This is a genomic window from Streptomyces sp. NPDC006655, from assembly GCF_040703965.1.
Classification (GTDB): domain Bacteria; phylum Actinomycetota; class Actinomycetes; order Streptomycetales; family Streptomycetaceae; genus Streptomyces.
Genome location: NZ_JBEYJU010000004.1, coordinates 14,619 through 27,861, shown reverse-complemented (window position 1 = coordinate 27,861; position 13,243 = coordinate 14,619). Strand labels below are relative to the sequence as shown.

Here is a 13,243-nt window from a genome sequence, read left to right as displayed (position 1 = left end):
TGCCTCACAATGTAGGCATGCCGATACCCGGGACACCCAGCCGCGCCGAGCTCGTCGAGCACCTCGTGAAGACCCGTATCGCGGGCGATGTCGCCACGCCCCGCGAGAACAACCTGCTCCACTACCGCAAGCTGGCCAACGGCGAGCGCAACTGGTGGCTCGGACTGGAACTCGGCGACCGCTGGACCGACGAGCAGGACGTCCTGGCCGTGATGGCCGAGCGGGTCGGGGTGAACGACGACGCGGAGTACCGGTACGGCCAGGACACCATCGACCCCGAGCTGACCGTGGACGGCCTGGACCGGCTGGCGGCACGGCTGCGCAAGGCGGCCGAGGGCAGGCAGCGGGTGCTGTTCGCGACCGGCCACCCGGGCGGCCTGCTGGACGTGCACCGGGCGACGGCGGCGGCGCTGCGGGCGGCCGGCTGCGAGATCGTGGTCATCCCGGACGGGCTGCAGACGGACGAGGGGTACGTCATGCAGTTCGCCGACGTGGCGGTCCTCGAACACGGGGCGACGTTGTGGCACACCCACTCCGGGGAGCCGATGAAGGCGGTCCTGGGCGGTCTGGAGCGCGCGGGCCGGCCGCTGCCCGACCTGGTCGTCGCCGACCACGGCTGGGCGGGGTACGCGGCGCAGGCCGGCCTGGACTCCGTCGGCTACGCCGACTGCAACGACCCGGCGCTGTTCCTCGCCGAGGCGGAGGGCACCCTCCAGGTGGCCGTACCGCTGGACGACCACGTGCTCAGCCCGCGGTACTACGACCCGTTGACGGCGTACCTGCTGGCGGAGGCGGGACTGGCCTGACGCGCCGGTGTGCGGCCCCCGCCTCGCGGGAGCCGCACACCGTGCCTTGGCCCTAGACCCTCGGTTCCTACGTTCCTGGTCCGGTCGAACCCGGCCGGCTCAGCCGAAGCCGAGGCCGCCGAACCCGCCGAAGCCACCGAGACCGCCGAAGCCACCGAAGCCGACGGCGGGGACGACCACGACCGGGACGACGGGGATGACGGGGACGACGGCGAAGCTGCGGAAGCCGCAGTTGTCGAACCGGCCGCCCCGGAAGCCGTTGCAGCCGAAGCCGCCGCCGGTGACGACGGTCTGGTGAGTGGAGGCGGGAGCCGCCGAGGCGGTACCCGCGGCGCCGATCGCGGTCCCACCGGCCAGCAGCAGGCCGGCGGCGGACATCGCGGCGAGACGCCTCGCGCGCTGTACTCGCATGGGAAATACCTTTCTGCCGGACATACGTCCGCTACGCGGCACGTCCGCTATGCGGCACATGCACTGTGCGGCATTTCACTCATAGAGCTTAATCTCGGACAAGTCGGACGGCATGTCGGACCATCACCCAACGTCATCGTCCGAGGTCCGGAGCGCGGCAGCCTCGCTCAGTCCTCCCACGGGACGCGGACGACGCCCTCTTGGATCACCGAAACGGCGAGTGACCCGTCCTGCGTGTAGATCCGGGCCTGGCCGAGCCCGCGGCCGCCGGACGCGGACGGCGACTCCTGGTCGTACAGCAGCCACTCGTCGGCCCGGAACGGGCGGTGGAACCACATGGCGTGGTCGAGGGAGGCGCCGACCACGTCGCCCACCGCCCATCCCCCGCGACCGTGCGCGAGCAGGATCGAGTCGAGGAGGGTCATGTCGGAGACGTACGTGGCGAGGACGACGTGCAGCAGGGGGTCGTCGTCGAGCTTGCCGTTGGTGCGGAACCAGACCTGGCTGTGCGGCTCGCGCGGCTCCCCGAACTTCCCGTACGGCGGCTCGTCCACGTACCGCAGGTCGATCGCCTCGCGGGCCTCCAGGAACTTCTCCACCACGGCGGGCGGCAGGTGGTCGTAGCCGCGCAGCCGCTCGGCCGAGGTGGGGAGGGTGACCGGGTCGGGCGCGGGCGGCATCGGGGCCTGGTGGTCGAGGCCGTCCTCGTACGTCTGGAAGGAGGCCGAGAGCGTGAAGATCGGCCGGCCGTGCTGGACGGCGACCGCGCGCCGGGTGGTGAAGGAGCGGCCGTCGCGGATCCGCTCGACGTTGTAGACGATGGGCGCACCCGGGTCGCCGGGGCGCAGGAAGTACGCGTGCAGCGAGTGGGCGTGCCGGTCCGCCGGGACGGTGCGCCCGGCGGCGACCAGCGCCTGGGCCGCGACCTGTCCGCCGAAGACGCGCGGGACGACGGCGGACCGGGACTGGCCGCGGAAGATGTTCTCCTCGATCTGCTCCAGGTCGAGCAGGTCGAGGAGATCATTCAGTGCCTGGTTCATGGCACCTTTTCTACTGGCCGGGAATTGCGGAGGGCTTACAGGCCCATGTCCTTCGCGATGATCGTCTTCATGATCTCGCTGGTGCCGCCGTAGATCCGGTTGACGCGGTTGTCCGCGTACAGGCGGGCGATCGGGTACTCGTTCATGAAGCCGTAGCCGCCGTGCAGCTGGAGGCAGCGGTCGATCACGCGGTGGGCGACCTCGGTGGTGAACAGCTTGGCGCTGGCCGCCTCGGCGGGGGTCAGCTCACCGGCGTCCAGGGCCTCGGTGGCGCGGTCGACCACGGCCTCGGCGGCGTCCACCTCGGCCTGGCAGGCGGCCAGCTCGAACTTGGTGTTCTGGAAGGCGGCGACGGGCTGGCCGAAGACGACCCGCTCCTGCACGTACTGCTTGGCGAACCGCACGGCGGCCTTGGCCTGGGCGTAGGCGCCGAAGGCGATGCCCCAGCGCTCCGAGGCGAGGTTGTGGCCGAGGTAGTAGAAGCCCTTGTTCTCCTCGCCGAGGAGGTCCTCGACCGGGACCTTCACGTCGACGAACGCCAGCTCGGCGGTGTCGGAGGTCTTCAGGCCCAGCTTGTCGAGCTTGCGGCCGACCGAGTAGCCCTCCGCCTTGGTGTCGACCACGAAGAGGGAGATGCCGTGGCGGCGGTCCTCCTTGGTGGGGGCGGCGGTGCGGGCGCAGACGATCATGCGGTCGGCGTGCACGCCACCGGTGATGAAGGTCTTGGCGCCGTTGAGGACGTAGTGCGTGCCGTCCTCGCTGAGCTTGGCCGTGGTCTTCATGCCGGCGAGGTCGGAGCCGGTGCCCGGCTCGGTCATCGCGATGGCCCACATCTCCTCGCCGGAGACGAACTTGGGCAGGTAGCGCTTCTTCTGCTCGTCGGTGGCGAGCAGCTTGATGTAGGGCAGGCCGAGCAGGACGTGCACGCCGGAGCCGCCGAAGGAGATGCCGGCGCGGGCGGTCTCCTCGTACAGGACGGCCTCGAACTTGTAGGAGTCGATGCCGGCGCCGCCGTACTCCTCGTCCACGCGGATACCGAAGACGCCCAGCTCGGCGAGCTTGTAGTAGAAGTCGCGGGGGGCCTGGCCGGCGGCGAGCCACTCGTCGTACACCGGGACGACCTCGGCCTCTATGAAGGCGCGGAGGGTGTCCCGGAACGCCTCGTGATCCTCGTTGTACAACGTACGGCGCACGGCCGCCACCTCCAGGCACGTCAGCTGTCTAAGCGCTTGCTCAGACTTCCAAGGTACCGGTGGGTAGGCCGACGGGTCCAGGGCGCGGGGAGCGGGAGGGGGGTAACGCTCGTCACTCGCCCGCCGCCGCGGTGAACGCTCCCTTCGCCATGCGGTGCAGCAGGGTAGCCGTGGTCGCCCGGCCGGGGAGGGAACCCGGTCGGCCCAAGTGGGGGGTGGAGTTCAGGAGGCCGAAGACCGAGTGGACCGCCGAGCGGGCGGCGGGCTCCGGCAGCGCGGGGTGGACCTCCCGGACCACCTCCACCCACAGCTCGACGTACTGCCGCTGCAACTGACGCACCAGTTTCCGGTCGCTGTCGCGCAGGCGGTCCAGTTCCCGGTCGTGCAGGGTGATCAGTGGACGGTCGTCGAGGGCGAAGTCGATGTGCCCCTCGATGAGGGAGTCGAGGACCTCCTCGGCGGGGACCCCGTCGGCCTCCGCCAGGCGTCGTTTCGCCCCCGTCAGCAGCTGCCCGCTGATCCCCACCAGCAGCTCCGCGAGCATCGCGTCCTTGCCCGCGAAGTGCCGGTAGAGACCGGGCCCGCTGATGCCGACCGCCGCGCCTATCTCGTCCACGCCGACACCGTGGAAGCCGCGCTCGGCGAAGAGCCGGGCGGCCTCCTTGAGGATCTGCTCGCGACGGGTCGGGGCGTCGGTTCTCGTGACCATGAGGGCAATTCTAGACAGGGAGGTTAGCGGTCGTTAACCTGAGGGAAATGCGTTAACGCTCATTAACAAGGTGAGGGGATCGCGGGATGGACCAGGCACCGGAGCTTCAGAGCGCGGCGGACCCCGCGTCGGAGGCCTTTCGGGCCAACGAGGAGGCGCACCGCGTCCTCGTGGAGGAGCTGCGCGGCAAGCTCGCCGCGGCCGCACTGGGCGGCGGCGAGAAGGCACGGGCGCGGCACACCGCACGCGGCAAGCTGCTGCCGAGGGACCGGGTGGACACCCTGCTCGATCCGGGGTCCCCGTTCCTGGAGCTGGCCCCCCTGGCCGCCGACGGGATGTACGAGGGGGCCGCCCCCGCGGCCGGCGTGATCGCCGGGATCGGGCGGGTCAGCGGCCGGGAGTGCGTGATCGTCGCCAACGACGCGACCGTCAAGGGCGGCACGTACTACCCGATGACCGTGAAGAAGCACCTGCGGGCGCAGGAGGTGGCCCTCGACAACCGGCTGCCCTGTGTCTACCTGGTGGACTCCGGGGGCGCCTTCCTGCCCCTTCAGGACGAGGTCTTCCCGGACCGCGACCACTTCGGCCGGATCTTCTACAACCAGGCCCGGATGTCCGGCGCGGGGATCCCGCAGATCGCGGCGGTGCTCGGGTCGTGCACGGCGGGCGGCGCGTACGTCCCGGCGATGAGCGACGAGGCGGTCATCGTCCGCAACCAGGGGACGATCTTCCTCGGCGGGCCCCCGCTGGTGAAGGCCGCCACCGGTGAGGTGGTGACGGCCGAGGAACTGGGCGGCGGCGAGGTGCACTCCCGCGTCTCGGGCGTCACCGACCACCTCGCCGAGGACGACGCGCACGCGCTGTGCATCGTCCGCGACATCGTCGCCACGCTCCCGGCCCGGCGCTCCCTGCCCTGGGCGGCCACCGCGGCCGTCGAGCCCAAGGTCGACCCCTACGGCCTCTACGGCGCCGTCCCCGTCGACTCCCGCACCCCCTACGACGTCCGCGAGATCATCGCCCGGGTCGTCGACGGCTCCCGGTTCGCCGAGTTCAAGAGCGAGTTCGGGCAGACCCTGGTCACCGGCTTCGCCCGGATCCACGGCCACCCCGTCGGCATCGTCGCCAACAACGGCATCCTGTTCTCCGAGTCCGCCCAGAAGGGCGCCCACTTCATCGAGCTGTGCGACCAGCGCGGGATCCCGCTGGTGTTCCTGCAGAACATCTCCGGCTTCATGGTGGGCAGGGACTACGAGGCGGGCGGCATCGCCAAGCACGGCGCGAAGATGGTGACGGCGGTGGCCTGCACCCGGGTGCCGAAGCTGACGGTGGTGGTCGGCGGCTCGTACGGCGCCGGGAACTACTCCATGTGCGGGCGGGCCTACTCCCCCCGCTTCCTGTGGATGTGGCCCAACGCCAAGATCTCGGTGATGGGCGGGGAGCAGGCGGCTTCGGTCCTCGCGACGGTGAAGCGGGACCAGCTGGAGGCGCGGGGCGAGGAGTGGCCCGCGGACGAGGAGGAGGCCTTCAAGGCACCCGTCCGCGCCCAGTACGAGCGCCAGGGCAACGCCTACTACGCGACCGCCCGCCTCTGGGACGACGGGGTCATCGACCCCCTCGACACCCGGCGGGTGCTCGGCCTCGCCCTGACGGCCTGTGGCAACGCGCCCCTGGGTGAGCCCCAGTTCGGCGTCTTCCGGATGTGAGGAGGGGACTCGTGTTCGACACCGTACTCGTGGCCAACCGGGGCGAGATCGCCGTCCGGGTCGTCCGCACGCTGCGCTCGCTGGGCGTGCGCTCGGTGGCCGTGTACTCCGACGCCGACGCGGACGCCCGGCACGTCCGCGAGGCCGACACGGCGGTACGGCTCGGCCCGGCGCCGGCGGCCGAGAGCTATCTGTCGGTGGAGCGGCTGCTGGACGCGGCCGCCCGCACCGGCGCGCAGGCCGTCCACCCCGGATACGGCTTCCTCGCCGAGAACGCGGCCTTCGCGCGGGCCTGCGAGGAGGCCGGACTGGTCTTCGTCGGGCCGCCCGCCGACGCGATCGCGCTGATGGGCGACAAGATCCGGGCCAAGGAGACCGTGGCGGCGGCCGGGGTGCCGGTGGTACCCGGCGGCCGGGACCCCGAACTGGCGGACGCGGCACGGGCGCTGGGCGCGCCGGTGCTCCTCAAGCCGTCCGCGGGCGGCGGCGGCAAGGGCATGCGGCTGGTGCGCGACCTCGACCTGCTGGACGAGGAGATCGCGGCCGCCCGCCGCGAGGCCCGCGCCTCCTTCGGCGACGACACGCTCCTCGTCGAGCGGTGGGTCGACCGGCCCCGGCACATCGAGATCCAGGTGCTGGCCGACGGCCACGGGAACGTGGTGCACCTGGGCGAGCGCGAGTGCTCGCTCCAGCGCCGGCACCAGAAGGTGATCGAGGAGGCGCCCTCGGTCCTGCTGGACGAGCGGACGCGGGCGGCGATGGGCGAGGCCGCGGTGCAGGCGGCCCGCTCGTGCGGGTACGTCGGCGCGGGCACGGTGGAGTTCATCGTGCCGGGCGGCGACCCTTCGTCGTACTACTTCATGGAGATGAACACCCGCCTCCAGGTGGAGCACCCGGTCACCGAACTCGTCACCGGACTCGACCTGGTGGAGTGGCAGGTGCGGGTGGCGGCCGGTGAGCGGCTGCCGTACGGGCAGGACGACGTCACGCTGACCGGGCACGCGGTCGAGGCGCGGATCTGCGCGGAGGACCCGGCGCGCGGCTTCCTGCCGACCGGCGGCACGGTGCTCCTGCTGGACGAGCCGGCCGGTGCCGGGGTCCGCACCGACTCCGGGCTCAGCGAGGGCACCGAGGTCGGCAGCCGGTACGACCCGATGCTGTCCAAGGTGATCGCGTACGGGCCGGACCGCGGGACCGCGCTGCGCAGGCTGCGCGCCGCCCTCGCGGAGACGGTCACGCTCGGGGTGGTGACCAACGCCGGGTTCCTGCGCCGGCTGCTCGCCCATCCGGCGGTGGTGGCGGGCGAGTTGGACACGGGTCTGGTCGAGCGCGAGGCGGACGGCCTGGTGCCGGACGCGGTGCCGACGGAGGTGTACGCGGCGGCGGCGCTGCTGCGCCAGGGCGCGATGGCGCCCACCGGCGGTTCGGGCTCGGCCCTTGCCTTCGGCTCCGGCGCGGGCTCCGGCACTGGGTCCGGGTCCGGCACTGGCTCCGGCTCCGGGTCCGGCTCCGGTTGGACGGATCCGTTCGCCGCCGCCGACGGCTGGCGGCTCGGCGGCCGGCGGGCCTGGACACCGCACCACCTCCAGGTCCCCGGTCGGGAGCCGGTGACCGTCCGCGTGCGCAGCACCCCGGAGGGGGAGGTGGAACTGCTCCTGCCCGGCCGGGCGGAACCCCTGCGGGGATCCCTGCCGCAGGAACATCCGGCCGGACGCCGGTTCGGCTTCCGGCTCGACGGCGTCACCCACACCTTCGCCGCGCTGCCGGACGGCACCTGGCTGGGCCGCGACGGCGACGCCTGGCAGGTCCGCGACCACGACCCGGTCGCCGCCTCGCTGAGCCGCGCCGCGCACGCGGGTGCCGATTCCCTCACCGCGCCCATGCCCGGCACGGTGACCGTGGTGAAGGTCGCCGTCGGGGACCGGGTGACCGCCGGTCAGAGCCTGCTGGTGGTGGAGGCGATGAAGATGGAGCACGTGGTCTCCGCCCCGCACGCCGGCACCGTCGCCGAACTCGACGTACGGCCCGGCGCCACGGTCGCCATGGACCAGGTGCTGGCCGTGATCGCACCCGAGGAGGAGGACCAGTGACGCTCCCCATGGTCGTACCGGCCGCCGATCTGCCCGCCCGGGTGCGGATCCACGAGGTGGGCGCGCGCGACGGCCTGCAGAACGAGAAGGCGACGGTCCCGACCGAGGTCAAGGCCGAGTTCATCCACCGGCTGGCCGACGCGGGCCTGACCACGATCGAGGCGACCAGCTTCGTGCACCCCAAGTGGGTTCCCCAACTGGCCGACGCGGAGGACCTGTTCCCCCGGGTCGGCGACCTCTCCGGGGTCGCCCTGCCGGTGCTGGTCCCCAACCAGCGCGGTCTGGACCGGGCCCTGGCCCTCGGCGCCCGCCGGGTCGCCGTCTTCGCCAGCGCCACCGAGTCCTTCGCCAAGGCCAACCTCAACCGTACGGTGGACGAGTCGCTGGCCGTCTTCGACCCCGTCGTCCGGCAGGCGAAGGACGCCGGCGCGCACGTCCGCGGCTATGTCTCGATGTGCTTCGGGGACCCCTGGGAGGGCGCCGTTCCGCTCCACCAGGTGGTCCGGGTCTGCAAGGCGCTGCGCGACATGGGCTGCGACGAGCTGAGCCTGGGCGACACGATCGGCGTCGCGACCCCCGGCCACGTCCTCGAACTCCTCTCCCTCCTCAACGAGGAGGGGGTGCCGACCAACGTCATCGGCGTGCACTTCCACGACACCTACGGCCAGGCGCTCGCCAACACCTACGCCGCCCTGGAACACGGCGTGACGACGGTCGACGCGTCCGCGGGCGGCCTCGGTGGCTGCCCGTTCGCCAAGTCCGCCACCGGCAACCTCGCCACCGAGGACCTGGTCTGGATGCTCCAGGGCCTCGGCATCGAGACCGGAGTCGATCTCGGCCGTCTCACCGCCACCAGCGTGTGGATGGCCTCGCAACTGGGCCGACCCAGCCCGTCCCGTACCGTACGCGCCCTCTCCCACCAGGAGTGACGACCATGGACCACCGCCTCTCCCCCGAACTGGAAGAACTCCGCCGCACGGTGGAGGAGTTCGCGCACGACGTCGTGGCGCCGAAGATCGGCGACTTCTACGAACGACACGAGTTCCCTTACGAGATCGTCCGCGAGATGGGCCGCATGGGCCTGTTCGGACTGCCGTTCCCCGAGGAGTACGGCGGGATGGGCGGCGACTACCTCGCGCTCGGCATCGCGCTGGAGGAACTGGCCCGGGTGGACTCGTCGGTGGCGATCACCCTGGAGGCGGGGGTCTCGCTGGGCGCGATGCCGATCCACCTGTTCGGCACGCCGGAGCAGAAGCAGGAGTGGCTCCCTCGCCTCTGCTCCGGGGAGATCCTCGGCGCGTTCGGGCTCACGGAACCCGACGGCGGCAGCGACGCGGGCGCCACCCGCACCACGGCCCGCCTCGACCCCGACACCGACGAGTGGGTGATCAACGGCAGCAAGTGCTTCATCACCAACTCCGGCACCGACATCACGGGGTTGGTGACCGTCACCGCCGTCACCGGCCGCAAGCCCGACGGCAAGCCCCTGATCTCCTCGATCATCGTCCCCTCCGGCACCCCCGGCTTCACGGTGGCCGCCCCCTACTCGAAGGTCGGCTGGAACGCCTCCGACACCCGGGAGCTGTCCTTCGCCGACGTCCGGGTCCCCGCCGCCAACCTGCTCGGCACGGAGGGCCGCGGCTACGCCCAGTTCCTGCGCATCCTGGACGAGGGACGGATCGCCATCGCGGCCCTCGCCACCGGCCTGGCCCAGGGCTGCGTGGACGAGTCGGTGAAGTACGCGAAGGAACGGCACGCCTTCGGCAGGCCGATCGGCGCCAACCAGGCCATCCAGTTCAAGATCGCCGACATGGAGATGAAGGCCCACACCGCGCGCCTGGCCTGGCGCGACGCGGCCTCGCGCCTGGTCGCCGGCGAGCCCTTCAAGAAGGAGGCGGCCCTCGCCAAGCTCTACTCCTCCACGGTCGCCGTCGACAACGCCCGCGACGCCACCCAGGTCCACGGCGGCTACGGCTTCATGAACGAGTACCCGGTGGCCCGGATGTGGCGCGACGCCAAGATCCTGGAGATCGGCGAGGGCACCAGCGAGGTCCAGCGCATGCTGATCGCACGGGAGCTGGGGCTGGTGAGCTGAAAGGGGGCCGATCGCTTACGTCATGGAATTGATCGCAATTGACTGATCACGTGCGTGATCGACCCCTGCCCATGCCGACGAGGTAGCAGCCGCCCCTCACGGGGCATACGCTCCGTATGCCCCGTGAGGGGCGGATCCGGCGGACAGGGCGGGGGACGGTCCATGGCGGTTCATACGATCACGCATCCGGAAAAGACCATCCACGTGGTATTCGTGCACGGTCTTTTCTCGTCGACCGAGGTGTGGAACCAATTTCGCAAACTGCTGGCCGCGGACGACGAATTACACGGGGCGGTCGCGCACTGCTTTCCCTATGACAGCCCGAAGGTGAAACTGCGTCCGGACCGGGTCGTCGCCGCCTACGACGACATCGCCGACGCGCTCGACACCTTTCTGCGCGTCCAGATCCCGAGAACCGGCCGGGTGGTGCTGGTCAGCCACAGCCAGGGCGGCCTGATCATCCAGAGATTCCTCGCCCGCACACTCCACGAGGCCCGCGGACCCGCACTGGCCCGCATCGCCCACATCGTCATGTTCGGGTGCCCGAACAACGGGTCCGGCTTCTTCCTGGCGCTGCGCCGCTCTGTGTTCTTCTGGCGGAACGCGCAGGAGCGGCAACTGAGGCCGTACCAGAGGGAAGTCCTGGAGACCCAGCGCACCGTTCTGCGAGCGGTGGTGCAGGCGGTCGGCAACACGGAGAGCCAATGGCGCATCCCCATCCAGGCGTACGGCGGAACCGAGGACAACGTCGTTCCGGCCCGAGAGGCCAGAGGCGTGTTTCCGGTCAGCGCCACCGTGCCGGGCGACCATTTCCAGATCGTCCAGCCCGGCGATCACGACAACGCCTCCTACCGAGTCCTCAAGGACGTCCTGAGCCACCTGCTCGACGAAGGCGAGGACCAGGCCACCGGTGACCGGCCCACCCCCGTCCCGGCGCAGCGCACACCGGCCCCCACGCCGTCCGAGCTCACCCGCGACCGGCCCGAACGGCCTCTGCTCCCCCAGCAACAGGGCGGCATATCGGTCAGCCCTCCGCACGGCAGGCGCAGGACCAGGCTCTTCGGACGTGAGCCGCGCGGCGTCTTCACCGCCCTGACGGCCGCGCCGACAGCCTCCGCCCCCAGGATCCACGTACTCACCGGGCTGGGCGGTTCGGGCAAGAGCCGGATCGCGCTGGAAGCCGCCCACCACGCGACCGCCACGCGTCGCGTGTGGTGGGTGAGCGTTCCGCAGATCAACGCCTCCATGCGGGAGATCGCCAACCAGCTGCACGCCCCGACGGGCGAGGTGGAGCAGGCGTTCCGGGGCAACGGCAGCCCCATGGACCTGGTCTGGCACTACCTGGAGACCTGCTCCGACCCGTGGCTCCTGGTGATCGACAACGCCGACACGCCCGAGCGGCTTGCCGGCGCGGCCGGACAGGTGGCGGACGGAACCGGATGGATCCGTCATCCCAGCCGGACCGACAGTCTGGTCATCGTCACCAGCCGCGACCGCTCGGCGGCCGACTGGCTTCCCCCCTGCCAGGTCCACCACGTACCGCCCCTGACCGATGACGAGGGGGCCGAACTGCTCATGACCGTCACCGATCACGGCGGTTCGCGCCGGCAGGCACATCTCCTGTCGGCGGCGCTGGGCGGCCTGCCACTGGCCCTGCACGCGGCGGCGTCCTACCTGAACTCCGTGCACCGCTCCGCGCCGTCCCTGGACGATCCCGTCATCCACGACTTCGAGAGCTACCGCGAGGCGTTCGAGGCCAGAAGCTCGTCGCCGCCGGGAACCGCCGCCAGCGGCCTGCAGGAGATGCTCGGCATGTCCGCGATGGCCGAGGTCTGCGGCATCGCGCTGGATCTGCTCGCCGAACAGGGGCTGAAGCAGGCCGGTCCCCTGCTGCGGGCCTTCGCCTGTCTGGGCATCACCCCCATCCCCTTCCGGCCGTTGCTGGAGAGCAAGGCCATCACGGGGTCCCCTCTGCTGTCGGACTTCACCAGGGAGCAGCGCAACCTGGTGCTCAAGGGCCTCGACGACCTCGGCCTCGTCGAGCGGGTCAGCCGCCCGGAGGCGGGGAGCGGCCTGCTGAAGCACGGGCTCACCCTGCATCCCGTCGTCCACGCCCTGCTGCGCGGCGACGCGGAGATGGAGCGGCACAGAACCGACTACTACGGCCTCATCGTCGATCTGCTTCTGGACGTCACCCGCGAGTCGCCCCCGGACGACCCGACGAGCTGGGACATCTGGACCGCTGTCGCCCCGCACGTGATGGAAGTGGTCCGCGCCTGCCTCGCGGGCGACCAGCACGTCAGGAGCGACGAGATCCTGAGGGGCGCGGTGGAGCTGGCCCGGCAGGCCGTCCGGTACCTGATCGTGGTGGGGCTTCTCGGGCCGGCCGACGAGATGGCCCACCTGGTCCTCGACAACTGCGACGCCATCGACTTCCAACGGGACGACCCGGAGATCCTCGGCATACGGCACGAGACGGGCCGCATCGCCCTGGAGAGCTGCGACTACAGCACGGCGGAGGACGAACTCCGGCAGGTGGTCGCCGCACGTGAGGCACTGCACGGTCCGGACGACCCGAGAACACTGGCGAGCCAGCACAAACTCGCCCGCAGCATTCTCGAGCAGGGCGGATTCGCCGAGGTGGAACCCCTCCTGCGGACCATAGCCGCCGCGGAGCTCACCGTGCACGGCCCCGACCACTCGGACACCATCACCGTGCGTCACAGCCTCGCGCGCGCCATGTTCGCCCTGGGCCGTCCCTCGGAAGCGGAGACCGAGCTGCGGGACATCCTCCGGATCAGCTTGGACAAGTGGTCCCCGTCCACCATGGAGACGCTGCGCATCCGCCAGACCCTCGCGCGCTGCCTGCTGAAGGCAGGCCGAGCCGACGAAGCCGAACAGATGATCCAGCAGGGACTGGCCGACACCACGCAGGGGCCGCAGTCCGTGCTGGCCATGACACTGCGTTTCACCTGGTGCCAGGTGCTTCTCGCACAGGGCCAGGTGCAGGCGGCGCACCTGGAGACGGCTCAGTTGCTGGCCGACCGCCGGCGGATTCTCGGACCGGAGCACTCCGAAACCGTCCGGACCCAGAAGCTGTTCGACGCGATCCAGAAGCTCCTCGATCCGGGTGCGGGTGCGCAGGACTGACCAACTCGCTCAAGTGCCCGACACCCCAGGGCACTTGCGCCTAGCA

Annotated in this window: 10 protein-coding genes; 6 read left to right on the top strand and 4 right to left on the bottom strand. The window is 71.1% G+C overall.

Translation table 11 applies throughout. The annotated features are described in order from the left end of the window. Positions 1–17 precede the first annotated feature (17 nt). Positions 18–806, top strand: a complete 789-nt coding sequence (locus tag AB0958_RS03210; protein WP_366888568.1) for a phosphatase — start codon at positions 18–20, stop codon at positions 804–806. Between the two features lie 99 nt (positions 807–905). On the opposite strand, the gene AB0958_RS03205 is transcribed toward AB0958_RS03210, so the two are convergent. The 4 genes from AB0958_RS03205 to AB0958_RS03190 all read right to left on the bottom strand — a co-directional run bounded on the left by AB0958_RS03205 (position 906) and on the right by AB0958_RS03190 (position 4,159). Then, positions 906–1,217, bottom strand: coding sequence for a hypothetical protein (locus AB0958_RS03205; RefSeq protein ID WP_366888567.1), 312 nt, complete (start codon positions 1,215–1,217; stop codon positions 906–908). Between the two features lie 167 nt (positions 1,218–1,384). Continuing rightward, on the bottom strand, positions 1,385–2,257 hold the full coding sequence (tesB, locus tag AB0958_RS03200; protein ID WP_366888566.1) for an acyl-CoA thioesterase II: 873 nt from the start codon (positions 2,255–2,257) through the stop codon (positions 1,385–1,387). Between the two features lie 35 nt (positions 2,258–2,292). Continuing rightward, a complete protein-coding gene (locus AB0958_RS03195; RefSeq protein WP_366888565.1) occupies positions 2,293–3,450 on the bottom strand; it encodes an acyl-CoA dehydrogenase family protein in 1,158 nt (385 codons plus the stop codon). A gap of 112 nt (positions 3,451–3,562) precedes the next feature. Beyond that, positions 3,563–4,159, bottom strand: coding sequence for a TetR/AcrR family transcriptional regulator (locus tag AB0958_RS03190; RefSeq protein ID WP_366888564.1), 597 nt, complete (start codon positions 4,157–4,159; stop codon positions 3,563–3,565). 86 nt (positions 4,160–4,245) lie between these two features. On the opposite strand from AB0958_RS03190, the gene AB0958_RS03185 reads away from it, so the two are divergent. The 5 genes from AB0958_RS03185 (at position 4,246) to AB0958_RS03165 (ending at position 13,197) form a co-directional block, all read left to right on the top strand. Then, positions 4,246–5,862, top strand: coding sequence for a carboxyl transferase domain-containing protein (locus tag AB0958_RS03185; RefSeq protein ID WP_366888563.1), 1,617 nt, complete (start codon positions 4,246–4,248; stop codon positions 5,860–5,862). Positions 5,863–5,873: 11 nt separating this feature from the next. Beyond that, positions 5,874–7,952 carry a biotin carboxylase N-terminal domain-containing protein gene (locus AB0958_RS03180; RefSeq protein WP_366888562.1) on the top strand — a complete coding sequence of 693 codons (2,079 nt, stop codon included), beginning with the start codon at positions 5,874–5,876 and terminating at the stop codon, positions 7,950–7,952. 8 nt (positions 7,953–7,960) lie between these two features. Continuing rightward, positions 7,961–8,881 carry a hydroxymethylglutaryl-CoA lyase gene (locus tag AB0958_RS03175; RefSeq protein WP_366888698.1) on the top strand — a complete coding sequence of 307 codons (921 nt, stop codon included), beginning with the start codon at positions 7,961–7,963 and terminating at the stop codon, positions 8,879–8,881. Positions 8,882–8,886: 5 nt separating this feature from the next. Then, on the top strand, positions 8,887–10,047 hold the full coding sequence (locus tag AB0958_RS03170) for an acyl-CoA dehydrogenase family protein (RefSeq protein ID WP_366888561.1): 1,161 nt from the start codon (positions 8,887–8,889) through the stop codon (positions 10,045–10,047). A gap of 162 nt (positions 10,048–10,209) precedes the next feature. Then, positions 10,210–13,197 (top strand): alpha/beta fold hydrolase, encoded by a 2,988-nt coding sequence (locus AB0958_RS03165; RefSeq protein WP_366888560.1) that lies wholly within the window; start codon positions 10,210–10,212, stop codon positions 13,195–13,197. The last annotated feature ends 46 nt before the right edge of the window (positions 13,198–13,243 follow it).